The sequence below is a fragment of the Mycobacterium sp. NPDC049093 genome (assembly GCF_040704635.1).
Taxonomy (GTDB): domain Bacteria; phylum Actinomycetota; class Actinomycetes; order Mycobacteriales; family Mycobacteriaceae; genus Mycobacterium.
Window position 1 is genome coordinate 439963 of the sequence record NZ_JBEZJS010000006.1, and the last position, 22940, is coordinate 462902.

Consider the following 22940-nt stretch of genomic DNA (forward strand, 5'->3'; position numbering starts at 1 on the left):
CGCCACCTGGGGAAGGATGTGAACTGCGGTGACAAAACTCCCACCCGACTGGATCGAACGCGACGACCGCCGGGTCGCCTTCACCGCCTACGGGCCCGACTCCGGGATGCCGGTGCTGTTCATCGCCGGTGCAGGATGCGGCCGGCTGATGAGGTTCGGCGAACAGCACCTGGAGAACCACCACGTGCGGTTGATCTCGGTGGACCGGCCCGGGATCGGTGCGTCTGGTCCCGACCCGGACAAGACTTTCGACAGTGTCGCCGCGGACTTGGCCGCGGTGATCGATACCGTCGCGGGCGTCCCGGTGCCGGTTGTCGCCAACTCTCAGGGCGCACCGTTCGCGCTCGCCCTGGCCGAGACCGGGCGGATCGACGGACTGGTGCTGGTATCGCCGATCGATGATCTCGGCTATCCGCCGGTGACCGCGCTGTTGACCCCGCCACACCGCGAATTCGTGACGGCGATCGCCGCCGATCCGGACGGCGCCGAGCACGATCTCTCCGGCTACACCGCTACCGCACTCTTCGACATGATCATGACCGACTATCCGGTATCCGACCGCGTCGTCTACGACGATCCCGGCTTTCGCACCATGTTGCGGGCGGCCCTTGTCGACGGATTCGCCCAGGGGCCGGCCGGATACGCCCGCGACACCGTGCTGGCGACTACACCGTGGCCGGCGCATCTGCTGACTCCCGCCACCGATGTGCAGTTGTTGTTGGGCAGCGACGACACCGTGCACTCCCCCGATCTCGGCATCACCCTGGCCGGCCGGATACCCGGAGCCAGTCGAACCGTCGTCGACGGTGTGGGCGGCGCGTTGCTGTGGGCGTACCCCGATCTGGTGCTGCGCCGGTTGAGAACCTAGTCGGACATCGGCCTGGGCGAGCGTGCCTCGTGCACTCGCTCCAGCCGGCTCTCGGTGTAGGACGCAATCTGGTCGACCACCACGCGCAGCCGGGCGCCGTCGTCGGCCGCGAGGTCGAACTCGGGCGCGAACTGCGGGTCCAGACTGCCCGGCGCCTGCGCCCACAATGCGAGGGCCACTTCGTGGATGAGCGTGCGCTGATCGGCCTGGATCTGCAGGTGCCGGTGATCGGACATGATGAACTGCAGCGCCAGCATCTTGAGCAGCACCACCTCGGCGCGGACCAGCGGCGGGACGGTCAGGTCCGCATCGAACCGACGTAGCGGTCCCGCCCCGGCAACCGCCCGGGTCTGCGTGATCGCCGCGTTGGCGAAGCGCCCGACGAGTTCACTGGTCAGGGTCTTCAGCGCGACTGACGAAGCAAGGGTTCCGTCGTACTTCCCCACCGCGGCCACCACCGGAACCTGCGACAACCGCTCAGCGGCGGCCAGCAGATCGTCGTGGGTGACGCTGGGGAAGTTCTTGGCACCCAGGTCCGCCAGCGAAGAGGCCGCATCGGGATCGCCGAGCACCCGCAGGTCGATGCGCCCGGAGATCACGCCGTCCTCGACGTCGTGCACGGAATAGGCGACGTCGTCGGCCCAGTCCATCACCTGGGCCTCCAGGCACGGCCGCTCGGCGGGCGCGCCGGCGCGTACCCACTCGGCGGCCTCTGCGTCGTCGTCGTAGAAGCCGTATTTCTTACGGGTACCGAAGCTTGGCCACGGATACTTCGCCACCGCGTCCAGCGCGGCCCTCGTCAGGTTGAGCCCGGCCGAACGCCCCTCGGCATCAAGAACTTTGGGCTCCAACCGGGTGAGGATCCGGAAGTTCTGGGCATTGCCCTCGAACCCGCCGAAAGGTTTCGCGATCTCGTCGAGCGCGCGCTCGCCGTTGTGCCCGTACGGCGGGTGCCCGATGTCGTGGGCCAACCCGGCCAGGTCCACCAGGTCCGGATCACAGCCCAACCCGATCGCCATGCCGCGTCCGATCTGGGCCACCTCGAGTGAGTGGGTGAGCCGGGTGCGCGGGGTATCGCCATGGCGTGGCCCGACGACCTGGGTCTTGTCGGCCAGCCGCCGCAGCGCCGCACTGTGCAACACGCGGGCCCGATCACGGGCGAAGTCAGTGCGGTGCTCGGTGTCGGTCCCGGGCAGCGCGGCACCCTTGGCCGACTCGACCACCAGACGTTGCCGGTCGAAGTCGTCATACCAGGCCTGCGTATCCCCGTTCACCGACGCACAGTCTGCCAGGAACCGACGCGCCAACCCCGCGGCGCACTAGATTGACGGTCATGCGTATCGCCCGTCTGCCGTCCATGCTGCTCGCGATCCTGATGACCGGCCTGCTGGTTGCCCCCAGCGCCGCAGCCGAGCCGCCGTCGCGGTTGGCCACCCAACTCACCGACAACGCCGGGGCGTTGTCGGCGGCCCAGCGTGGCAATGTGCAGCGCGCGATCGACAGGCTCTACGACGATCGCCACATCAAGTTATGGGTGATCTTCGTCGAGGATTTCTCTGGTCAGGGCCAGGACGACTGGGCCACGAACACCATGCGGCTGAGCGATTTCGGTGACGACGACGCACTGCTCGCGGTCGCCACGGTAGACCGGGCCTTCGCCTTCCGGGTGCCCTCCACGGTGACCGGCGCGGCGCGTGCCAACGACATCCGGCGCGACAGCATCACCCCGGCCCTGCGCCGTGAGGATTGGGCGGGCGCGGCCATCGCTGCGGCCAACGGGCTGAATTCCGCACCCGAATCCTCCGCCGCATCCCCTGCCGCGCCCGGCATCTCGTGGCCGGGCATGCTGATCGCCCTGGGCGTGATAGTGGTGCTGGCCGGGTTGCTGTGGTGGTGGTCGCGCCGGCGCCGGGCCAAGCGCCGCCACGCCGAGTTCGAGGCCGCCAAGCGGGTCGATCCGACCGACCCCGACGCGTTGGCGTCGGTGCCACTGGAGGCGCTCGACGAGCTGTCCCGCTCGATCGTCGTCGACGTCGACAATGCCGTGCGCACCAGTGAGGCCGAGCTCGAACTGGCCGTCGAGGAGTTCGGCGCCAAGCGCACCGAGCCGTTCAGCGCGGCCCTGGAGAATGCGAAAAAGGCTCTGGCCCAGGCCTTCAACGTGCGCCAGACGCTCGATGACGACGTCCCCGAGACCCCACTGCAACAACGAGATCTGCTGACCAAGGTCGTGGTGTCGGCGGCCAGGGCCGACCGCGAACTGGATGCCCAGAGCCAGGCCTTCGAGCAGCTGCGCGATCTGGTGATCAACGCCCCGACGCGGCTGGACGCCATGACCCAGCAGATGGTCGACCTGACCGCCCGCATCGAGCCGTCCAGCCAGAAACTGGACAATCTCCACACCCAATTCGATTCCACCGCACTGAGTTCGGTGTCGACCAATGTGGACACCGCCAAGGAACGCCTGGCGTTCGCCGACCGCAACATCACCACGGCCCGCAACCTGGTATCCCGGCCGGCCACCGATCAGACCGAGCTGGTGGACGCGGTGCGCTCGGCCGAGTCAGCCCTCGATCAGACCCGGACCCTGCTCGACGCCGTGGACAGCGCGGCCTCCGACATCAACCGGGCCCTGGCCGGTCTTCCCGCGGCGATCACGGATATTCAAGCCGGAATCGACCAGGCGAATTCGCTTCTGGGGCAGTCCGGTACGCCGCAGGCCGACAAACTGAGTGCGGCACGTGACGCAGCGAAGAAAGCAGCCGATGACGCGACAGCCAGCGGCAAGGCCGACCCGCTGGGCACCTTTACCCGGCTGACCAAGGCCGACGCCGAACTCGATCAGCTGCTGGCCGGAGTGCACGAACAACAGGAAGCCGCCGAGCGGCTGGCCCGCGCGCTGGAGCAGGCGCTGTTCACCGCCCAGTCACGGATCAAGGCGGTGTCGGACTTCATCGAAACCCGGCGCGGCAGCGTCGGACCGGAGGCGCGCACCCGACTGGCCGAGGCGCAACGGCAACTTCAGGCCGCCGAAGCCAAGCGCATCGAGAATGCCAACGAGGCGGTGGCGCATGCCAACGGGGCGTCGACGCTGGCTGCACAGGCTCAGGGCCTGGCCAACGACGACGTGCGGGCCGCACAACGGTCCTACACCTCGCAGTACGGCGGGGGCGGCGGTTCTGACATGGGCGCCGTGCTCGGCGGCATCCTCATCGGCAACATCCTGCGCGGCGGTGGCGGCGGCTTCGGTGGCGGCTTCGGCGGAGGGTACGGGGGCGGCCGCGGCATGGGGCGCCCGACGTCCTACGGTGGCTCGTCACATTCTTCGGGCCGCAGCTACAGCGGCGGTGGCGGCCGGTTCTGATCGCGTTTCCTTGGCGAGCAGACGTGCCGGTACCCCGGAGCGCGCGGAATCGGGTACCCGCGCGTCTGCTCGGCGTCAGGGGGTGAGCACCACCTTGCCGGAACTGGCCCAGACCCGGTTCGGCGCAGTCGACGTCGACGTCGACGTCGTGCAGTACCTCAGTCCACCGAGTTCGTTTTGACTGATGGCTTTCGTGACGCTCAGCCCAGGAACCGGTTGATGTCCTGGGCGAAATCGGTGATGTGCTGGAACAGGAATCCATGTCCGGCATCACTGTAGAGCAACACCTTGGCATCGGGCAGCCGCTGCGACATCGCGTAGCTGGCATAGGAATTGATCATCACATCGTGCGCACCGTTGGCCACCAGCACCGGCAGCTTCAGCTCGGCGAGCTGGTCATAGTACCCGCCAAATGCGGCGATGGCGCCAAGCTGCGCGCGGTAGGTGTCCGGCTGGACCGCAGCATGCGAGTGCCCGAGCCGAGTGTCCAAACGACGCAACGACACCATACCCGCCGACCGACCCTCGTCGGTCTCCGGAAAGAAGAGATACAAGTAGTCCTCGTCATCGTTGACCGCGTGACCGAGGATTTCGCCGACCCGAGGCCCGGGCGCCGGCTGCTCGGGCACCCCGGCCGGGGTGCTGCCCGCAACAATCAAGCGGCGCACCAGCTCCGGGGCCCGCAATGCGATGCCCTGCGCGACAATCCCACCCAGCGACCAGCCGAGCACGTCGACCTGGGGCAGGCCCAACGCGCGGATGAACGCGATCCCGCCGTCGGCGAGGCCGTCGATAGTGGTGGGCGCGGGTCCACTGGATGCGCTGGTCCCCCGGTTGTCGAACACGATGACCTCACGTTCGGCGGCCAGTTCATCGAGCAACTTCGGATCCCAGTGGTCGATCGTGCCGCGCAGCCTCATGCACAGCACGAGCGGAACCGTCCCGGGCCTACCGAAGCGGCGGTAGTGGAAGCGTTCCCCCTCAGGCCCACCGACGAAACGGTCGTCGGCCTGATCGGACAGGTATGGCATCGTGGTTCCCTTCTGGTTGGAATCTCATTCGACGTTCACATCGGGCGGTCTGGTGCGGTATCCGTCAAATGACCATCACCACCGTGGCTTTCCACCGCGGCGCCGAGCAGGAGCCGCAGGATTCTGACGACGCGGTTGATCGAGCACACCGCCGCCGTCGCAGCCAGAAGTCGAGATCGCCCTCCCCCTGCAGCGGGTGGTCGGCGGGCAGGCCCGGAGCGCCCATGTTCGTCCAGTAGATGTGGCGCCGGTCGGTGTCCACCACGATGCCGTCCGGGAAGGTGGCCAGCCCGGTGACGATCGGTGTGATGGAGCCGTCGGCGATGGTGACCCGGACGATCCGTTGCCGCGGAGTTTCAGTGCGATGAGGCGCGTGAACATGTCAGCCCTCAGCCCAAGGTGAGGTCAGTCAGTTCGATGGACACCACGAGTTGCTCTGGGACCGGGTGGTTGTCGGCGTCGCGGACGTAGATCATCCGGGTACGTGGGATCACCAGACCGTCGATCTCATCGAAATCCGAGATGTAGTGCGCGCCCGGGGATCCCCCGGCAATGTCGACCTGGTAGTCGCGTCGCCGGATCAATCCGTCGGCATCGACGTAGAGGATCTGGTGCGGGCTGTGGGTGGCGATGGTGTCGGGATAGTCGACGTGCAGCGTGCGCCACCGCTGCCCGTCCTCGGTCCAGGGTTCACCTTCTTCGGCACGCACTCCGGGGAAGGTGAGGTTGAACGGTTCGGCGGTGTAGGTCCACATGGCATACCCGGTGAAGTACGCCAACTGCAATGTGGTCCAAGGCGTTTCGAGGGTGTGTCCGGAAAATGACGCGCGCGGGTCGTCGAGTACCTCCACCACGTCCCCGTCTGTTTTCTCGATACCCACCCGCTGCGGGGTGTAGGCGGTCTTCAGATCCGGCGCGGTGAAGGGCCCCAGCGAAGTGCGTTGGTCTTTGATCCAGACGGTGATCTCACCGTCGTCGACGATCCCGGGGACGGCCTTGATGTCCCAGATGGCGCCGCCGAACCGCTTGTGTGCGGTGACCGAGGTCAGTTCGCGCCAGCGGTCGACTCCGCCGTAGGTGTTCAGGACAGTGGTGAGCAGGTCGGTCATGAGTTCTCCTTAACGGCCGAGGAATTGGCGGATGTGCTGGCCGAACTCGGCCGGGTACTGGTCGAGGAATCCGTGGCCTGCGTCGGGGTAGATCCGCAGCTGGGCGCCGCGGATCTTCTCCGCCAGCAGGTAGCTGTTCTTGGTGGACATCATGGTGTCGTTGTCGCCGTCGGCGACCAGCGTCGGCTGGGTGATGGCCGAAAGCCGCTCCAGTTTTGACGATTCCGGGATACCCCAGGTCATCAGGGCCTGGTACTGCGCATCACGGCAGGCCAGACTGGTTTCAGGGTCACGGTCGGTGTCGCGGGCATGGGTGCGGGCCAGGTACTCCCGGCCTCGTTGGACGCTCTGGTCGGAGCCGGAGAAGAACAGCGCGATGAATCCCTCGGCGGTGATCTCGTCGGCGCAGGCGTATGTGTAGACGTCCTCGGACCAGCGGTGCAGATCGGGGGCACCCTGCGGCGCGGTGCCCGCGAGCACCAGTCGGCGCGGCAACCGCGGGCGCACCAGGGCGATCTCCTGGGCGATGTGGCCACCGAGTGAGAAGCCCAGCAGGTCCACCGTGGCGATGCCCAGCGCATCGATGAACTTCAGGGCGTCGCGCGCCATATCCGTGACGTTGTCGGGGGTGGTCCCGGTGGAGCCACCGACACCGCGCAGGTCGACGGTGATCACCTCACGGTCGGCGGCCAGAACGTCGAGCAGTGCCGGGTCCCAGTAGTCGAGGTTGCCGCGGAAATGCTGGAGGAGCACCAATGGGGGCACCGTGGCTGATGGGTTACCGACGCGCCGATATGCGAACCGTTCGCCGTCGACCTCGATGTCGAGGTTGAGTGCGTGTGCGGCGCCCACCGCGGTGACGACGTCCGTCATCTGGAATCTCCCTGCCGTTGTCGATGACACCAGCCTCGGGACCTTCGACCCTCCGTGGGTATCCGTCAATTGACCACGCAGCCGAGAGGACGCGGTAGCACCTGGCGATGGTCGTTTGACGGATGACCCAATCGGGTGCTTGAGGTCAGACTTGCAGCCATGCCGTATATGGAGGGCTCCGACGGGGCGCAGCTGTACTACAAGGACTGGGGCAGCGGGCCGGCGGTGGTCTTCAGTCATGGCTGGCCGCTCAGTGCCGACGCCTGGGATGTGGAGCTGAAACTGCTTGCCGACAACGGTTTCCGTGCCATCGCTCATGACCGGCGGGGGCATGGCCGGTCCGAGCAGACGTGGTCGGGCAACGACATGGACACCTACGCCGCAGACCTGGCGGCTCTGATCGACGGACTCGGATTGTCCGATGTCGTCGTGGTGGGGCATTCCACCGGAGGTGGCGAGGTGGTGCGGTACGCAGCGCGCCACCGCACTGGCCGGGTGCGCAAGGTGATCACTGTCGGCGCGGTACCACCGGTGATGCTGGCATCAGCGGAAAACCCTGAGGGCACACCGCTGTCGGTGTTCGACGACATCCGGGCCCGGGTCCTGGCCGACCGGTCCGCGTATTGGCGGGAACTCGCGGTGGCGTTCTACGGTTTCAACCGGGACGGTGCCGCTGTCTCACAGGGATTGATCGACCATTTCTGGCTGCAGGGCATGCAGGCAGGGCTGGCATCGGCGTACGACTGTGTCAAAGCGTTCTCGGAGACCGACCTGGCCGAGGACCTTCGAGCCCTCGATGTGCCGATCCTGATTGCCCACGGTGACGATGATCAGATCGTCCCGATCCACGATGCAGCGTCGAAGGCGATCGAGCTGGTGCGGTACGGCACCCTACGCGTGTATCCGGGTGCCTCGCACGGGATTCACGGTGACTATCAGCAGCAGTTGGGTCGCGACCTGCTGGACTTCATCCGGAGTTGAGCGTGTCGATGAGGGTGACGTCCCGGGTGGTTACGCCGACGCCGTCACGCCGCCGGAATACCACCAGTGCATGCTCACCGGTGGATTTCTCGATGAACCGGTAGCTGCGGCGTTTGGTGGTGGCCCGGTGTTTGTGACCCCACTGCCCCATCGCGGCGAGCACCGGCACCAGATCATGCCCGGCGTCGGTGAGCACGTAGCGACTGCGCGTTCGCTCGCCGGGCTCCCGGTAATCCTCGACCGCCAGGATGCCGGCGTCCACCAGCTCGGCCAGTCGCGCGCTCAGCACATCGGAGGCCACCCCCAGCCGTTCCCGGAACTCGGAGAACCGGGACCGGCCCAGCAATGCCTCACGGATGATCAGGATGGCCCACCGCTGCCCCAGCACCGCCATGGTGCGGGCGATCGGGCAGGCGTCGTCGGACCACGGGTCGGTGCGCATCCTCACACTCTACCTGGGTTGGCAATGCCAATTCAGCCTGCTAACTTGGCCAGGGTGATAATCGGTCGGTCAGCCGAGTTGGCCAGCGTCACCGACACGCTCGCCACGATCTCCACCACCGGCACAGCGCTGGTCGTCGATGGTGAGGCCGGCATCGGCAAGTCCACGTTGCTATCGGCGATCGCCGACTGGGCGGTGGCCAACGGCTACCGCAGACTTGGCTGTTCGGGCCTGCAAAGCCAGAGCGAGGTGGGCTTCGCCGGCGTCCACGAACTCATCCACCCGGTGCTCGACCACACCGCAGCACTGCCACCCCGCCAACGCACGGCCCTGCTGACCGCCTTCGGGCTGGACGACGGTCCGACACCGGACCGGTTGCTGGTCAGTCTCGCGGTGCTCGGTCTCCTCGAAGAAGCCGCCAGCCGACGCCGAATCATCCTGATCATCGATGACGTGCAGTGGCTGGACCAATCCTCACTGGAGGTTCTGGCGTTCGTCGCGCGCCGACTCGGTAACGCACCGCTGATGATGTTGTGTGCCGAACGCACGGGACTCGACGGCGCCGCACCGTATCTGGACGGTCTACCTCGATTGTCACTGGGCCCACTGGCTCCCGAACACGCCCGACAACTGTTGAACACCACCGCACAGCACGCGGACACCTTGCTGCAGCAGCGGGTGCTCGACCAGGCGGGTGGCAACCCGCTGGCAGTCATCGAGCTGTCCGGCGCCGTCGACGAGCGCGGCAACAGCGCGGTTTTCTCCGGTGAGCCGCTGCCCACCACCCGCCGGGTCGAACGGGCCTTCCTGTCCCAGCTCGACGGGCTGACCGACAACAGTCGCCTGCTGCTGTTACTGATCGCGTCCAGTGATGGGCAGCTGCGTGACATCGACGTCGCAACCGATCTTCTCGGCCTGGCACTCACCGATGAACTGGCCCCGCTGGAGCGGGCGGGTCTGATCACAGCGAGCGGCGGCCGGCTCCACATGCGCCATCCGCTGATTCGGTCGACGGTCTATGGCTCGGCCCCACTGGCCGCGAGGACCGTCGTTCACCGGGCACTCGCCGATGCGACGGTCGACCCGGTCCGTGCAGCCTGGCACCGCGCCGAAGCCACCTTCGGCACCGACGAGCAGGTGGCCACGGACCTCGAAGCCGCCGCCCGCCAGGCCCATGCGCGCGGTGCAGGCGCCGAATCCGCCGCCGCCCTGCGCCGGGCAGCCGTATTGTCCCCCGATCCCGCCGCCCGGGTGCGGCGGTTGGCCGAAGCTGCCGAGATCGCCCGTAGCTCCGGGCTGACCGCCGAGTCCATCAGCATTCTCGGCGAAGCCGAGAGTCTGGGTGACCAGCATTGCAGCACAGGGCAATTGGTGCTCACCCGATTCGTCCTCAACGTCACCGCCGCGATACCGGGCCAGTCGGCCACCGAACTCGTCGCGCTCGCCGGCAAGTTCAGTGACGGCGACATCGAACAGCGTCGGTTGCTGTGGGCTGCAGCCATCGAGTGCCGCCTGCACGGCCTCGCCGAGGAACCCCGTCGCGACGTCGTTGCGGCCCTTCGCCACCTCGATGACGGCGCAGACGATCCGGTGGTGCGCATGGCATTGGCGTTGGTGGACGACACCGGCGCCGGTCAGGGCCTGCGCACACGCCTGCCCCGGCTGATCGACGAAGTTGCCGACGACCCCCTGTTGCTGATGGCGCTGGGGTTCGCCGCCGAGGCGGTCGCCGACCGCATACATGCGCTGCAGTGCTGGAACCGCGTGCAGAGCTTATCCAGGAAATCAGGGTCAGCTGCCGACGAATGCGAAAGTCAACGCGGTGCAGCGCAACTGCTGTTGGGAGAGGGCCGCATCCAGGCCGCGGCAATCGCTGCCGAGAATGCGCTGCGGCTGGCTCAGGACATCAACCTGCCGATGACCGCGGCCTCGGCGGCGGCCACTCTCGCCCGGGTGCAGGTATGGCAGGGCCGGTTCGATCAGGCCCGCGAGACGGTTGCCACGGCGCGTCGGCTGCTGGCGCCCGACCCGGCGATCCTGTGGCATGACGATGCGCACTGGGCGGCGGGTCTGCTGGCGCTCTGCACCGCCGACCCAGCCGACGCATTGGGACACCTGTTGAAGATGACTGGGCACCGGACCTCGCGGCGGTGGGCCATCGCCGATCTCGCCGAGGCTGCGGCCGGAAATGACCGTGCCGACCTGGTGCGGCCGCTGCTCGCTGACATCGAGGATCAAGCCCGACAGCTGGGAACAGGCCTGGAATTGATGCTCGCGCATCGTGCACACGCGCTCCTGGCACAGACCGATGCCGAGGCACAAGAGCATTTCCTGGCAGCTCTGGCCGCTGGCGATGACGCGGCTGCCGAACTCGAAACGGCCCGAACGCATCTGGCATATGGGCAATGGCTGCGTAGACAACGCCGGATCACCGAGGCTCGCACCCACCTGTCGTCGGCGCTGGCCGTGTTCGACGCTGCCGGCGCGGCGCCGTTCGCCGACCGGGCCGCCGCCGAGCTGCGTGCCGCGGGCGTGGCCATTGCCGGTACGCCCCGCCAGGGGCCGGTTTCCAGCCTGACCTCCCAAGAACTTCACATCGCTCAATTAGCCGCCGCCGGCCTGACCAACCGGGAGATCGCCGACCGCATCTACGTTTCACACCGCACCGTCGCGGCCCACCTTTACAAGATGTTCCCCAAACTGGGCATCACCAACCGCAATCAACTGCATACCGTGCTGGACGAACAGTAGTCGTTTCACCGATACCTACGACGCCCACCTTCGATGTGTGCTGAGGACAACCCAAAGGAGATCGACATGACAACAGCAGGGACCCCGGTGAAGGGTGCGGTCGCCCTGGTAACCGGCGGACAGCAAGGCCTGGGTAAGGCGATCGTCGCTGCGTTGCTGGAAGCCGGCGCAGCCAAGGTGTATTCGACCAGCCGCCGCAGCGGAAGCAGCGATGACCCGAGGGTGGTCGTGGTGCAGGCTGACATCACCGAGACCGAGTCCGTAAAGCACCTGGCGCGGGTCGCCGCCGACGCCACCATCGTGGTGAACAACGCCGGCACCCTCGGTGGCCAGTCCCTGGTACGCGATGACCTCGACGATATCCGCGCGGTCCTGGAAACCAACTTCTTCGGCGCGATCCGGGTCACGCAGGCCTTTGCACCGCTCCTTGCCGGCAAGGGCGGTACCATCGTCAACATCGCCTCGGTCCTGTCCTGGCTACCCGGCTACGGTTCGTACGGTGTGTCCAAGGCCGCGCTGTGGTCGGCGACGAATTCGGTGCGACAGGAGTTGAAAGAGCAGGGCACCAACGTGATCGGAGCCTACCTCGGCTACACCGACACCGACATGATCGCCGATCTCGATGTCCCCAAGAACTCCCCCGACGATGTGGCTCGCCAGATCGTCGACGGAATCATTTCTGGCGTACCGGAAGTCCTGGCCGACGACCTCACCCGTCAGGTACACGCACCCATGTTCCCGGTCGCCTAATGTCCGCCTACCGCGCCTACCAAGTCACCGGACAACGGCAATTCGCACTCGTCGAACGTGAGATTGTCCCACCCGCACCTGGCCACGTCAGGGTCCGGGTACACAGCTGCGGTGTCTGCCACAGCGATGTGCTGGCCGTCGAGGGCCTGCGTGCCGACCCGCAGCAACCGGTGGTGCCCGGTCACGAGATCGTCGGCGTCATCGATGCCGTCGGCGACGGTGTCCATACCTGGGTGCCCGGCAACCGAGTGGGCCTGGGATTCCTCGGCGGGCAATGCAATGAGTGTGAGTTCTGCCGCCGCGGGGACTTCGTCAACTGCACCGATCAGCCGACGCCCGGCACCAGCGTGGACGGCGGGTACGCCGAGATCGTCTACGCACGTGCCACCGGACTGGTGCGGGTACCGGATGCTCTCGACGCGTCGGTGGCCGCTCCCCTGCTGTGCGCAGGAATCACCACGTTCAACGCGCTGCGTCACGTTCCGGCTGCGCCGGGTGCATTGGTCGGTGTCCAGGGCCTGGGCGGACTGGGCCACCTCGGCGTGCAATACGCTCATGCACTGGGGTTCCGGGTCGTGGCGATCGCGCGCGGACCTGAAAAAGCTCAACTGGCAACCGATCTCGGCGCGGACATCTACATCGACAGCGCTGCCGAAGACCCGGGCGCTGCGCTAACCGCGCTCGGCGGAGCCGCCGCTGTAGTAGCTACCGCAGCCAGCGGGGCCTCGATGAGCCCGTTGGTAGCCGGGCTGGCTCCCCGCGGGCAGCTCGTCGTGGTCGGCGCCGCACCGGATCCGATCGAAGTGAGCACCTCGGAGCTGATCTTCGGGGGACGGAGCATCGTCGGCAGCCTCACCGGATCGGCTGCCGAGAACGAGGACAATCTGGCGTTCAGCGTTGCCAACGGCATTGCGCCGATGATCGAGCCGGTCCCATTCGAGGATGCCCCGAAAGCATACGACCGCATGATGAGCGGCAAGGCCCGGTTCCGGGTGGTCCTGGAGATCGCAAGGTGAGCACCTTCGTCGAACATCTGAGCCGTCGACTGCTGATCAGCCTTCCCGACAGTTATGAGGATGCGCGCGATCGCTACGAAACACTGGTTCCCACAGTAAATCTCGCGGCGTTCACCAATGCGACCAACTGGGACGACGTTCTTTCCGAGGCAAAACGGCAAGCACCACACGGCTTTCTGCGGTACTTCAGCACCGAAGTCGCACCGGCGATGAGCGGCTCAGCATCGGCATGGACGTGCAGCGAGTACCTGATGGGTAATCACACCATCGCCGAACGTATGTACCGGTACGACCCTGGCGTCATGTTGCATGCTCCGCTGCGCACGCTGTTGTACGACGCCGGGCACGGCACTGTCTTCGCAGTCGACCAGCCCAGCCTGTTGTTCGGCAGTTACGGCCAACCCGAGATCGCAGCTGTCGGAATAGAACTCGACGGTCTACTGGCGAATCTGATCGAACTGCTAGGCGGCAAGCTGCCTCGTACCGAAAGCAGGTGACGATATGAACACCATGTCCGCGGTCGGCTCCTTCGCGGGACTGTCGATCGACGACCCACAATCATTGCAGGACATCACCGTCGAACTACCCACCCTGCGGCCGCACGACATCCTGGTTCGGGTGCTTGCCGTTTCGGTGAACCCGGTCGACATCAAACGACGAGCCGCGCTGCAGGTCTCGGATGTCCCGACAATCCTCGGCTACGACGCCGCAGGCATCGTCGAGGCGATCGGGCCGGCAGTTGCCACACTCGCCGTCGGCGACGAGGTCTGGTACGCGGGCGATGTCAGCCGTGCGGGCACCAATGCGGAGTTCCACGCGGTCGATGAACGCATCGCGGCGCGCAAACCGGCATCGCTGTCGTTCGCCGATGCGGCGGCGCTGCCGCTGACGACCATCACAGCCTGGGAGGCGCTGTTTGAGCGGTTCGCTCTGACCGCCGACTCCACCGGCGACCTGTTGGTGCTCGGCGCGGCCGGCGGCGTGGGTTCGATCATGGTCCAGCTCGCCAAGGCATTGACCGGTGTGCGGGTCATCGCCACCGCCAGCCGGGACGAATCCCGGTCCTGGGCAACCACTCTGGGCGCGGACGTGGTGATCAACCACCACCGCCTACGCGACGAGGCACTGGCCGTCGCCCCCGACGGAATCGACTATCTCTTCTCACCGCATTCAGCGGGCAACGTCGACACCTATGCCGAGATCACGCGTCCGTTCGGACACATCACCGCCATCGACGATCCCGTTGGCCTCGACCTCGGGGCACTGAAAGCCAAGAGCATCGCCTGGCACTGGGAGCTGATGTTCACCCGGCCCCTGTTCGAGTACGACATGACCTATCAGCAGCAGTTGCTCATTCGCACAGCACAATTGGTCGACGAGGGCACCATTCGCAGCACGGCGACCAAGACAATCGACGGCTTCGACGCGGCTGGGCTGCGAGAAGCCCACCGTGATGTCGAGTCGGGCCGTATGGTGGGCAAGGTCGTGGTCACCCGTTCTTGACTCTGTGATCCGACGCGGGGCGGCACTCGCATTGCGGGTGCCGTCCGGTGTACGCGACAAGCCTGTCCAGTGCTGCCGCATCGGTGGTGACGGGCACGGGTTCGTCGAACCCGGCGGTGAGGCGACTGTCGGGAGTGATGATCTGACGGGCCAGGCCCAGCACGAAGTCGGCATGCGCGGCGGTGATGGGCAGTGCGCGGTGCAATGCCTGAGCGAAGTCCCATCCGTGCACCACGAGTTCGATCGACAGTACACCCAGCGCCAGGCGGGCGGCCGTGACATGGCCGGCGAAGACTACGTCACCATCGGTACCCCGACGCCGCCAGGCTTCGATCGTGGTTTCGGCCGCGTCTGCGACGCGAACGTCGATCGGCCGACCATCCGTCACCGAAACGTCCACGCCCGCCGAATCACCCACCATCGTCACGGTTCCGACCAGATGATCAGCGAGACCGGCCACATCGAAACCCTCACACGGAGTGGGTAGGTGCAGCATGTCGACGGTGATCGTGCCGAGTACCGGCACCAGTGCCGCCAACGCCACCTCGGCGCTCGATAGTTCGTCCATGCCAAGGAATTCTTGTCGGTCCGTGTCCTTCCCGGCATAGGACACCTGACTGCAATTCGCAGGCTCAAACCCGCCTCTGCCAGCCGGGATCGGTGACGGCCGCACGGAAGTCGACGTCCGCCGAACAACCGTCAATGTGCTCATACCGCGTCCGTCAGAGATCTGGTGACGTGGTGGCTTAGACGCTCAATCAACCGAGAGGCACTGAAACGATGTCTGCTACCTACCGTTCTGTTGAGGTCGTGGAACCCGGCGGCGCACTGCACCTCGTGGATCGGCCGGTGCCGGAGCCGGCCACCGGTGAGGTCCGGGTACGGGTCGAGGCCTGCGGGGTGTGCCATTCGGACTCGCAGATCGCCGCAGGGTATCTGCCCGGCACCGTGTTCCCGGTGACACCGGGGCATGAAGTTGCCGGTCACATCGAGGCGATCGGTCCGGGCGTCATCGACTGGCACCTCGGCGATCGGGTCGCCATCGGTTGGTTCGGTTTCTACTGCGGAACCTGCTACCGCTGCCGGCGCGGCGACTTCGTACACTGCCAGCGGTCCAAGATCACCGGGGCTGCTTTCCCTGGCGGCTATGCCGAGACGCTCATTGTGCACCAGTCGGGCCTGGCGCGAATTCCCGATGTTCTCAGCGCTATTGAGGCCGCACCGTTGGCGTGCGCCGGCGTGACGATGTTCAACTCGCTGCGGCACACGGGTGCGCGGCCCGGCGACCTGGTCGCGATCCTGGGCATCGGGGGGCTGGGACACCTCGGTGTGCAGTTCGCGGCCCGGATGGGATTCGAAACTGTCGCCATCGCCCGCGGTGCCGAAAAGGAGGTCATGGCACGCCAACTCGGTGCACATCACTACATCGACGCCACCGAAGCCGATGTAGCAGCGGAACTGCGCAAGCTCGGCGGCGCCCGGGTCGTCGCCGCCACCGCCACGAATCGGGCGGCGATCAACGCCGCAGTCGACGGTCTGGCCCCGCATGGGGAACTGCTGACGCTGGCCGTGCTGGACGAGGCGCTCGATGTCACACCACTGCAACTGATCAACAGTTCAGGGACCGTGCACGGACATCCCGCGGGCGTCGCGGCCGACACCGAAGACACCCTCGAATTCGCTGCCCTGCACGGGATCCGGCCATGGGTTGAGCCGATGCCACTGAGCGACGCCGCCGCCGGATACGACCGGATGATGCAAAACAAGGCGCGTTTCCGGGTCGTGCTCACGATGGCGGACTCTGCGAATGCTAGGTGAGCATCCCCAGGAGTTGGTTGAAGCACTCCGCCATCGAAGGGTGCGTGTAGATCTCGTCACGCAGAGCGGCTGCCGTGATCCCATGCCGCATCGCCAGCGCGACCAGATTGATGATCTCCTGGGCATCGTGGCACAGCAGAGCGGCACCCAGGATCTGGTCGGTGGCAGCATCGACCACCACCTTCATCATCCCGGCGGTCTGGCCGACGATGCGGGCCCGGGCCACGGTGGCCAGCTCGACCACGGGGCTCGCAGCGACGCGGATGTCGTAACCTGCGGCGCGGGCCTGGGATTCGGTCAGACCGACCCGGCCCAGCGGTGGCGTGAGGAATAGGCAGTTGGGTACCGCAACCCGCTGTGAGGCGCTCCGGGGCGCGGCGGCACCGGTGAGCTGATCGAGAACAATGCGATAGTCGTCGAGAGAGATGTAAGTGAACTGCGGCCCACCATTGACGTCGCCGACGGCGAAAATGTGCGGTGCACTGGTGCGGCGGTGATCGTCGACCACGATCGCGCCGGCGTCGGTAATCTCCACCCCGGCCAGGTCGAGCCCCAAATCGGCGGTCTTGGGTTTGCGGCCGAGCGCAACGAGTACGTTGTCCGCGTCGACAGTGGCGGAACGGCCGTGGATCAGATACTCCACTCGCGCCGCCGGCGGACCGCCAGGACGCATGATCGTCTGTACCCCAACCACACTCGCCTCCGTGATGATGTCAACCCCACGATCGCCCAACAGTGAACGGGCTGCGCCGGCGACATCGGAGTCCTCGTTCGCCAGCACCGCTGGACGTTGTTCCAGCACAGTGACAGCGCTACCGAACCCGGCGTACATCGATGCGAACTCCAGTCCGATGTAGCCGCCGCCCAGCACCACCAACCGGTCCGGCCGCGCGGCCAGCCGCAGCAGTTCCGCGCTGGTGACCGCCACCGGACAGTCGTGCAGCCCCGGCAGGTCCGGAATCACTGGCGTCGACCCGGTACCAATGACGATCCTCTGAGCGGTAACCACTACGGGTCCGGTGTCGGTGCTGACGACCACGCTGTGGGCGTCGACGAAGCGCGCCCTTCCGGTCAGCACCGTCGCCGTGCGCACGAGGGAGGCCAGGTTTACGGCGCGCAAGCCCGCGGTAAGGCGCTCCACCGACGCGACCCCGTCGGCATACGCTGAGGCGCCGGACACGCCGGGCACACGCTGCTCGCCGTGATAGACCATCGACTTGGTCGGGATGCACCCCGTGTTGATGCATGTGCCGCCGTACATCGCGGCCGACTCCTCGACCAGGACCACGTGCTGGCCGAATTTGCCCATATCGGCGGCCAGGGTTTTACCGCCTTTGCCGAAGCCGATGACCAGAAGGTCGGCGTCGATACGTTTCTGTGCTGAACTCGGTTCCATGCCGAAGATGTTGGCCCAGGTGCAGTGCGATCAGGTATCCGTACGATGACTTATTCCAGCGATGTGGTGATCGGCCGAATCCCGGTGTGTCACTGCCAGACACGCACGCCGGCGACAGATTCAGGCGCCCTTGAGCCGCACCGCCAGGTAGTCCGACACCTTGTCCAGCGCGATGCGCTCCTGGGTCATGGCGTCGCGCTCGCGGATGGTGACCGCGTTGTCCTCCAGGGTGTCGAAATCGACTGTCACGCAATACGGCGTGCCGATCTCGTCCTGACGGCGGTAGCGGCGGCCGATCGCACCGGCGTCGTCGAACTCGACGTTCCAGCTCTTGCGCAGTTCGGCGGCCAGGTCGCGGGCCTTGGGTGACAGGTCGGCATTGCGCGACAGCGGCAGCACCGCAGCCTTGACCGGAGCCAGGCGCGGGTCGAGCTTGAGCACGGTGCGCTTGTCCACACCGCCCTTGGCGTTCGGGGCCTCGTCCTCGGTGTAGGAATCGACCAGGAACGCCATCAGCGAGCGGGTCAGGCCGGCTGCCGGCTCGATCACGTACGGCACGTAGCGGGTGTCGGCGCCCTGATCGTAGAACGACAGATCGACACCGGAATGCTTTGCATGCGTGGACAAGTCGAAGTTGGTGCGGTTGGCGATGCCTTCCAGCTCACCCCACGGGTTGCCGGCGAAACCGAACTTGTACTCGATGTCGACCGTGCCGTCGGAGTAGTGGGACAGCTTCTCCTTGGGATGGTCGTACAGGCGCAGGTTGTCCCGGTTGATGCCGAGGTCGACGTACCACTGCAGTCGCGTCTCGATCCAGTACTTGTGCCATTCCGGCGCGGTCTCCGGCTCGACGAAGAACTCCATCTCCATCTGCTCGAACTCGCGGGTGCGGAAGATGAAGTTGCCCGGGGTGATCTCGTTGCGGAAGCTCTTGCCGATCTGGCCGATGCCGAACGGCGGCTTCTTGCGCGCGGTGGTGACCACGTTGGCGAAGTTCACGAAGATGCCCTGAGCGGTCTCCGGGCGCAGGTAGTGCAGACCCTCCTCCGACTCGATCGGTCCGAGGTAGGTCTTGAGCATCATGTTGAAGTCGCGCGGCTCGGTCCACTGCCCCTTGGTGCCGCAGTCGGGGCAGACGATCTCGTCCATGGACACGGTGTCTGGATCCACGGCGGTGTCGCGCGTACTCTTCTTCGCCGCGTACGCCTCCTGCATGTGGTCCTGGCGATGACGCTTGTGGCAGTTCAGGCACTCCACCAGCGGATCGTTGAACACTTCGACGTGACCGGAGGCCACCCACACCTGGCGCGGCAGGATGATCGCGCTGTCCAGGCCGACGACGTCGTCGCGGCCGGTGATCATCGACTTCCACCACTGGCGCTTGATGTTCTCTTTCAGCTCGACACCGAGTGGGCCGTAATCCCACGCGGACTTGGTGCCGCCGTAGATTTCTCCGGACTGGAAGACCAGGCCGCGGCGTTTCGCCAGGTTCGCAACGGTGTCGATGATGGATGCCACGGTGCATCAGAGTAGCGACCAGCGCGCCGGCAGCGATAATCCGCCGCGGCCGGCGGAGCGGTTGACATGCAATATCGCGCATGTATCCTGGCCCGTAATGGAAACGATTTCCAATTTCACGGCGAATCACCACGACGACGCACGCGGGCACAGCACCGCGCCGGCGCCGGAGTTGCCCTCGCGCGAGGTCCTCGACACCGCGGGCGAGCTGTTGCGCGCGCTGGCCGCCCCGTTGCGGATCGCGATCGTGCTGCAGCTGCAGCAGTCGGCGCGCTGTGTGCACGAACTGGTCGACTCGCTCGACGTGCCGCAACCGCTGGTAAGCCAGCATCTGCGGATCCTCAAGCAGGCCGGAGTGGTGTCCAGCGAGCGCGCGGGACGTGAAGTGCTCTACCAGTTGGTCGACCACCATCTCGCCCACATCGTCGCCGACGCCGTCGCCCACGCCGGCGAGGACCACCGGTGACCGGCGCGGTCCGGTCCACCCGGCAGCGTGCGGCCATCGCCGACCTGCTCAACGAGACCGACGGATTCCGCTCGGCCCAGGAACTGCACGACGAGCTGCGCCGCCGCGGCCAGGGCATCGGACTGACCACGGTGTACCGCACCCTGCAGTCGATGGCCAACACCGGCAACGTCGACACGTTGCGCACCGACACGGGAGAGTCGGTCTACCGGCGATGCTCCGAGGACCACCACCACCATCTGGTGTGCCGGGCCTGCGGCGCGACCGTCGAGATCTCCGGCGGCCAGGTCGAGGTCTGGGCTGCCGACGTGGCACGTGAGCACGGTTTCTCCGACGTCAGCCACACGATCGAGATCTTCGGCATGTGCCGCGGCTGCGGCGACGAGGCCAACTGATCCGACTTTCCGCGTATGAAGCGTGGCGGCGATCGCAGGGACAATTTTTCGCCACAGCGCTTCACACGCGGCACGCGCTAAGCCCGATCGCGCACCAGCTCGAGCACTGCGTGCTCGGTCAGCGGCGCCAACTCGACGTCACCGGGCGCGTGGGGGTCGATCCAGGTCATCTCGTCGATCTCGGCCTGCGGCCGCGGCTCGCCGTCCAGGCTCACCCGGTAGAGCCACGCATCGACCACGTGGCCGGGTTCATTGGCGGCGGGTGCGGTGAAGTGGCCGAGTTCTTCGGCCGCCGAAACATCAAAACCGACGCCGAGCTCCTCGCGAACCTCCCGGGCCAACGCCTCGATCGGCTGCTCCCCCGGCTCGATCTTTCCGCCGGGCTGCATGAACGCCGTCGTACCGCGTTTGCGGACCACGAGTAGCCGGTTGTCCTCACCGAGCACCACGGCCGCGACGATGCGGATGACCGGCCGGCTCACGACATCAGGTCCCGACGCACGTCGGCGCCGGTGGCCAGGACCATGAGGATCAGGGTGCGCAGTGCGTCGTCGGTGAGCCCGGCCGCCGGGAAGTTGTAGCGCAGCATCACGTCGGCCACCTTCTTGGCCGGCCGCTTACGTGCCGCACCTTTGGGCGTCGCGCCGTTGGTGGGAGTGTCGACCAGCTTCTCCACCAACACCACGGTGCCCAGCATGGTCTTACTGGCATGGTCGGACACGCGTTCGCGAATCTTGTTGTCAAGCGGCAGATCCCATGCCAACGGCTGAGTCAGCGAGACCATCTCCAGGTCCTCGGCGATGGCCACGACCCGCACCGAGGCCACCGAACCGTCGACCGTCACGGTCAGCGCGTCGTCGTCTTCCTCGACGACCGACATCACCTCGCCGAGCGCCGAGGACAACTGCTGCAGGAGGCCGGGCATGTCAGGCCCTGCCGAAGCGACGGTTGCGGTTCACGTACTCCTCGCAGGCCGCCCACAGGTCGCGTCGGTCGTAGTCCGGCCACAGCTTGTCCTGGAACACGAACTCGGCGTACGCCGACTGCCACAGCAGGAAGTTGCTGGCCCGCTGCTCCCCCGACGTCCGGATGAACAGATCCACGTCTGGGATGTCGGGGCGGTGCAGATGCTTGGCGAAGGCCGCCTCGGTGATCCGGCTCGGGTTGATCTTGCCCTCGGCAGCTTCGGTGGCCAGCGCCTGCGCGGCCTCGACGAGTTCGGTGCGACCGCCGTAGTTGACGCAGTAGTTGACCGTGATGACGTCATTACCGACGGTCATCTGCTCGGCGATGTCGAACTCTTTGATGACGCTGCGCCACATCTTGGGCCGCGACCCCACCCAGCGCATGTTCACGCCCATGGCGTTGAGATTCTCCCGGCGGCGACGCACCACTTCCCGGTTGAACCCCATCAGGAACCGGACCTCTTCGGCGCTGCGCTTCCAGTTCTCGGTGGAGAAGGCGTAGACGCTCAAGTGTTTGATGCCCAGTTCGATGGCACCGCAGGTGATGTCGATCAGCACGGCCTCGCCCATCTTGTGGCCCTCGGTGCGGCCGAGACCACGCTGGGTGGCCCATCGACCGTTGCCGTCCATCACCACGGCGACGTGGTTGGGTACCTGATCCGCCGGGATGCGAGGCGCGACGGCCTTGGACGTGTGTTGGGGCGGGCGGGCGAAGCGGCCGTTGGTGCCGGCCGGAATCTCGGGGAAGACGACGGGCCAGGTCGAGGTGTCCGGAAAGACCGGATAGTCCTCAGGCGCCGGGGGCAGCTGTGGGTAGGTTGTTTTGCCCTGCTTGTCCCGCTTCAAAGCCATGGGTCATATCCTGCCTGACCAGCGTGGCGCGCTGCTCGGCGACTGTCCGATCGATCCGGTACACCCGCTCGACCAGAGGCAATGTCCGCAGCTGGCGCTCCAGGTGCCACTGCAGGTGCGCGGCGATCAGCCCGCTGGCCTGGCTGCGATGCGTCGATGAGGACGCCTCGGCGTACTCCCAGTCACCCTCGTGCAGCGCCGACATCAGTTCCAGCACGGGTTGGGGCGGAGTACTGGATCCGCTGGGCCGGCAGTGCACGCACACACTGCCGCCGGCGGCGACGTGAAATGCCCGGTGCGGGCCCGGCGTGGCGCAGCGGGCGCACTCGGTCAGCGCCGGCGCCCACCCGGCGATCGTCATCGCCCGCAGCAGATAGGAGTCGAGCACCAACTCGCGGGCCCGGCGACCGTCGGCGACGGCCCTCAGTGCGGCCACCGTGAGCCGGTGCAGGTCGGGCATCGGTGCCCGCTCCTCCCCGGCCAGCCGCTCGGCGGTCTCCAGCATCGCGCACGCACTCGTGTAGCGGCCGTAGTCACTGACGATGTCGGCGGCGAACGCGTCGATGGCCTGCACCTGGGTGACGATGTCGAGGTTGCGCCCCGGATGCAGCTGCACGTCGATATGGGCAAACGGCTCCAGCCGCGCGCCGAACTTGCTGCGGGTACGCCGAACGCCCTTGGCCACCGCGCGCACCAAACCATGGTCGCGGGTGAGCAGGGTGACAATCCGGTCGGCCTCGCCGAGCTTGTGCTGGCGCAGCACCACCGCCCGGTCCCGGTACAGCCGCATCGTGACAGTGTCGCACCATGGCCGGACAGGTTCCGTTACGCATCGCCGATAT

24 protein-coding genes are annotated in these 22940 nt (G+C 66.5%); 11 read left to right on the plus strand and 13 right to left on the minus strand.

All coding sequences use genetic code 11. The annotated features are described in order from the left end of the window. The first annotated feature begins 28 nt into the window (after positions 1 to 28). Positions 29 to 868, plus strand: coding sequence for an alpha/beta fold hydrolase (locus AB0876_RS25350; RefSeq protein WP_526043243.1), 840 nt, complete (start codon positions 29 to 31; stop codon positions 866 to 868). On the opposite strand, the gene AB0876_RS25355 is transcribed toward AB0876_RS25350, so the two are convergent. Next, positions 865 to 2142, minus strand: coding sequence for a deoxyguanosinetriphosphate triphosphohydrolase (locus tag AB0876_RS25355; protein WP_491841351.1), 1278 nt, complete (start codon positions 2140 to 2142; stop codon positions 865 to 867). The two genes, AB0876_RS25350 and AB0876_RS25355, sit on opposite strands and share 4 nt — an antisense overlap. Before the next feature lie 59 nt (positions 2143 to 2201). Between AB0876_RS25355 and AB0876_RS25360 the strand changes: the two genes are divergently transcribed. Continuing rightward, positions 2202 to 4232, plus strand: a complete 2031-nt coding sequence (locus AB0876_RS25360) for a TPM domain-containing protein (RefSeq protein WP_491841350.1) — start codon at positions 2202 to 2204, stop codon at positions 4230 to 4232. Between the two features lie 200 nt (positions 4233 to 4432). Here the strand turns inward: AB0876_RS25360 and AB0876_RS25365 are convergent, their stop codons facing one another. The 4 genes from AB0876_RS25365 to AB0876_RS25380 form a co-directional block, all read right to left on the minus strand. Next, positions 4433 to 5263, minus strand: a complete 831-nt coding sequence (locus AB0876_RS25365) for an alpha/beta fold hydrolase (protein WP_491841349.1) — start codon at positions 5261 to 5263, stop codon at positions 4433 to 4435. A 64-nt stretch (positions 5264 to 5327) separates the two neighbouring features. Continuing rightward, positions 5328 to 5528, minus strand: coding sequence for a hypothetical protein (locus AB0876_RS25370; protein ID WP_491841348.1), 201 nt, complete (start codon positions 5526 to 5528; stop codon positions 5328 to 5330). Positions 5529 to 5652: 124 nt separating this feature from the next. After that, complete coding sequence (locus AB0876_RS25375) at positions 5653 to 6372, minus strand: hypothetical protein (protein ID WP_491841347.1); 720 nt, start codon at positions 6370 to 6372, stop codon at positions 5653 to 5655. A 9-nt stretch (positions 6373 to 6381) separates the two neighbouring features. Beyond that, positions 6382 to 7245: an alpha/beta fold hydrolase gene (locus AB0876_RS25380; RefSeq protein WP_055115387.1), complete on the minus strand. Its 864-nt coding sequence runs from the start codon at positions 7243 to 7245 to the stop codon at positions 6382 to 6384. 159 nt (positions 7246 to 7404) lie between these two features. Here AB0876_RS25380 and AB0876_RS25385 point away from each other — a divergent pair, with 159 nt between their 5' ends. Next, the gene (locus AB0876_RS25385; RefSeq protein WP_029121336.1) at positions 7405 to 8226 is read left to right on the plus strand and encodes an alpha/beta fold hydrolase; all 822 of its coding nucleotides are present in this window, start codon (positions 7405 to 7407) and stop codon (positions 8224 to 8226) included. On the opposite strand, the gene AB0876_RS25390 is transcribed toward AB0876_RS25385, so the two are convergent. Beyond that, the gene (locus tag AB0876_RS25390) at positions 8213 to 8668 is read right to left on the minus strand and encodes a winged helix-turn-helix transcriptional regulator (RefSeq protein WP_029121335.1); all 456 of its coding nucleotides are present in this window, start codon (positions 8666 to 8668) and stop codon (positions 8213 to 8215) included. The genes AB0876_RS25385 and AB0876_RS25390 overlap by 14 nt on opposite strands. 54 nt (positions 8669 to 8722) lie before the next feature. On the opposite strand from AB0876_RS25390, the gene AB0876_RS25395 reads away from it, so the two are divergent. From AB0876_RS25395 to AB0876_RS25415, 5 genes are all read left to right on the plus strand, one after another. Then, complete coding sequence (locus AB0876_RS25395; protein WP_491841405.1) at positions 8723 to 11419, plus strand: helix-turn-helix transcriptional regulator; 2697 nt, start codon at positions 8723 to 8725, stop codon at positions 11417 to 11419. A 66-nt stretch (positions 11420 to 11485) separates the two neighbouring features. Further along, a complete protein-coding gene (locus AB0876_RS25400; protein WP_055120381.1) occupies positions 11486 to 12169 on the plus strand; it encodes an SDR family oxidoreductase in 684 nt (227 codons plus the stop codon). Next, positions 12169 to 13185, plus strand: a complete 1017-nt coding sequence (locus AB0876_RS25405; protein ID WP_055115391.1) for an alcohol dehydrogenase catalytic domain-containing protein — start codon at positions 12169 to 12171, stop codon at positions 13183 to 13185. Before AB0876_RS25400 ends, AB0876_RS25405 begins: the two co-directional genes overlap by 1 nt. Continuing rightward, the gene (locus tag AB0876_RS25410; RefSeq protein WP_491841346.1) at positions 13182 to 13682 is read left to right on the plus strand and encodes a DUF302 domain-containing protein; all 501 of its coding nucleotides are present in this window, start codon (positions 13182 to 13184) and stop codon (positions 13680 to 13682) included. The genes AB0876_RS25405 and AB0876_RS25410 overlap by 4 nt, the downstream gene beginning before the upstream one ends. A 4-nt stretch (positions 13683 to 13686) precedes the next feature. Continuing rightward, complete coding sequence (locus tag AB0876_RS25415; RefSeq protein ID WP_491841345.1) at positions 13687 to 14688, plus strand: zinc-binding alcohol dehydrogenase family protein; 1002 nt, start codon at positions 13687 to 13689, stop codon at positions 14686 to 14688. Here AB0876_RS25415 and AB0876_RS25420 read toward each other — a convergent pair. Further along, the gene (locus tag AB0876_RS25420) at positions 14675 to 15256 is read right to left on the minus strand and encodes a TIGR03086 family metal-binding protein (RefSeq protein ID WP_491841344.1); all 582 of its coding nucleotides are present in this window, start codon (positions 15254 to 15256) and stop codon (positions 14675 to 14677) included. The two genes, AB0876_RS25415 and AB0876_RS25420, sit on opposite strands and share 14 nt — an antisense overlap. 212 nt (positions 15257 to 15468) lie before the next feature. Between AB0876_RS25420 and AB0876_RS25425 the strand changes: the two genes are divergently transcribed. Continuing rightward, positions 15469 to 16506: an alcohol dehydrogenase gene (locus AB0876_RS25425; protein ID WP_491841343.1), complete on the plus strand. Its 1038-nt coding sequence runs from the start codon at positions 15469 to 15471 to the stop codon at positions 16504 to 16506. Here AB0876_RS25425 and AB0876_RS25430 read toward each other — a convergent pair. Both AB0876_RS25430 and AB0876_RS25435 read right to left on the minus strand, forming a co-directional pair. Then, a complete protein-coding gene (locus AB0876_RS25430; RefSeq protein WP_491841342.1) occupies positions 16499 to 17902 on the minus strand; it encodes an FAD-dependent oxidoreductase in 1404 nt (467 codons plus the stop codon). The genes AB0876_RS25425 and AB0876_RS25430 overlap by 8 nt on opposite strands. Before the next feature lie 120 nt (positions 17903 to 18022). Beyond that, complete coding sequence (locus AB0876_RS25435; RefSeq protein WP_491841341.1) at positions 18023 to 19420, minus strand: glycine--tRNA ligase; 1398 nt, start codon at positions 19418 to 19420, stop codon at positions 18023 to 18025. 97 nt (positions 19421 to 19517) lie between these two features. On the opposite strand from AB0876_RS25435, the gene AB0876_RS25440 reads away from it, so the two are divergent. Both AB0876_RS25440 and AB0876_RS25445 read left to right on the plus strand, forming a co-directional pair. Next, entirely contained in the window at positions 19518 to 19886 is a 369-nt protein-coding gene (locus AB0876_RS25440) for an ArsR/SmtB family transcription factor (protein ID WP_491841340.1), read from the plus strand. Further along, positions 19883 to 20281: a Fur family transcriptional regulator gene (locus tag AB0876_RS25445; RefSeq protein ID WP_491841339.1), complete on the plus strand. Its 399-nt coding sequence runs from the start codon at positions 19883 to 19885 to the stop codon at positions 20279 to 20281. The genes AB0876_RS25440 and AB0876_RS25445 overlap by 4 nt, the downstream gene beginning before the upstream one ends. Before the next feature lie 77 nt (positions 20282 to 20358). Here the strand turns inward: AB0876_RS25445 and AB0876_RS25450 are convergent, their stop codons facing one another. The 4 genes from AB0876_RS25450 to recO are packed head-to-tail and all read right to left on the minus strand — an operon-like array spanning position 20359 to position 22888. Further along, positions 20359 to 20763 (minus strand): NUDIX hydrolase, encoded by a 405-nt coding sequence (locus tag AB0876_RS25450; protein WP_491841338.1) that lies wholly within the window; start codon positions 20761 to 20763, stop codon positions 20359 to 20361. Then, complete coding sequence (locus AB0876_RS25455) at positions 20760 to 21206, minus strand: hypothetical protein (RefSeq protein ID WP_491841337.1); 447 nt, start codon at positions 21204 to 21206, stop codon at positions 20760 to 20762. The genes AB0876_RS25450 and AB0876_RS25455 overlap by 4 nt, the downstream gene beginning before the upstream one ends. A gap of 1 nt (position 21207) precedes the next feature. Continuing rightward, on the minus strand, positions 21208 to 22098 hold the full coding sequence (locus AB0876_RS25460; RefSeq protein WP_491841336.1) for a decaprenyl diphosphate synthase: 891 nt from the start codon (positions 22096 to 22098) through the stop codon (positions 21208 to 21210). After that, on the minus strand, positions 22037 to 22888 hold the full coding sequence (gene recO, locus AB0876_RS25465) for a DNA repair protein RecO (protein WP_491841335.1): 852 nt from the start codon (positions 22886 to 22888) through the stop codon (positions 22037 to 22039). The genes AB0876_RS25460 and recO overlap by 62 nt, the downstream gene beginning before the upstream one ends. Positions 22889 to 22940 lie beyond the last annotated feature (52 nt).

Excerpts from the sequence above, each read along its gene's own strand:
- AB0876_RS25360 (WP_491841350.1), top strand. The coding sequence starts at position 2,202 with ATGCGTATCGCCCGTCTGCCGTCCATGCTGCTCGCGATCCTGATGACC.
- AB0876_RS25365 (WP_491841349.1), bottom strand. The coding sequence starts at position 5,263 with ATGCCATACCTGTCCGATCAGGCCGACGACCGTTTCGTCGGTGGGCCT.
- AB0876_RS25375 (WP_491841347.1), bottom strand. The coding sequence starts at position 6,372 with ATGACCGACCTGCTCACCACTGTCCTGAACACCTACGGCGGAGTCGAC.
- AB0876_RS25380 (WP_055115387.1), bottom strand. The coding sequence starts at position 7,245 with ATGACGGACGTCGTCACCGCGGTGGGCGCCGCACACGCACTCAACCTC.
- AB0876_RS25385 (WP_029121336.1), top strand. The coding sequence starts at position 7,405 with ATGCCGTATATGGAGGGCTCCGACGGGGCGCAGCTGTACTACAAGGAC.
- AB0876_RS25390 (WP_029121335.1), bottom strand. The coding sequence starts at position 8,668 with ATGCGCACCGACCCGTGGTCCGACGACGCCTGCCCGATCGCCCGCACC.
- AB0876_RS25400 (WP_055120381.1), top strand. The coding sequence starts at position 11,486 with ATGACAACAGCAGGGACCCCGGTGAAGGGTGCGGTCGCCCTGGTAACC.
- AB0876_RS25405 (WP_055115391.1), top strand. The coding sequence starts at position 12,169 with ATGTCCGCCTACCGCGCCTACCAAGTCACCGGACAACGGCAATTCGCA.
- AB0876_RS25415 (WP_491841345.1), top strand. The coding sequence starts at position 13,687 with ATGAACACCATGTCCGCGGTCGGCTCCTTCGCGGGACTGTCGATCGAC.
- AB0876_RS25420 (WP_491841344.1), bottom strand. The coding sequence starts at position 15,256 with ATGGACGAACTATCGAGCGCCGAGGTGGCGTTGGCGGCACTGGTGCCG.
- AB0876_RS25425 (WP_491841343.1), top strand. The coding sequence starts at position 15,469 with ATGTCTGCTACCTACCGTTCTGTTGAGGTCGTGGAACCCGGCGGCGCA.
- AB0876_RS25430 (WP_491841342.1), bottom strand. The coding sequence starts at position 17,902 with ATGGAACCGAGTTCAGCACAGAAACGTATCGACGCCGACCTTCTGGTC.
- AB0876_RS25440 (WP_491841340.1), top strand. The coding sequence starts at position 19,518 with ATGGAAACGATTTCCAATTTCACGGCGAATCACCACGACGACGCACGC.
- AB0876_RS25455 (WP_491841337.1), bottom strand. The coding sequence starts at position 21,206 with ATGCCCGGCCTCCTGCAGCAGTTGTCCTCGGCGCTCGGCGAGGTGATG.
- AB0876_RS25460 (WP_491841336.1), bottom strand. The coding sequence starts at position 22,098 with ATGGCTTTGAAGCGGGACAAGCAGGGCAAAACAACCTACCCACAGCTG.
- recO (WP_491841335.1), bottom strand. The coding sequence starts at position 22,888 with ATGCGGCTGTACCGGGACCGGGCGGTGGTGCTGCGCCAGCACAAGCTC.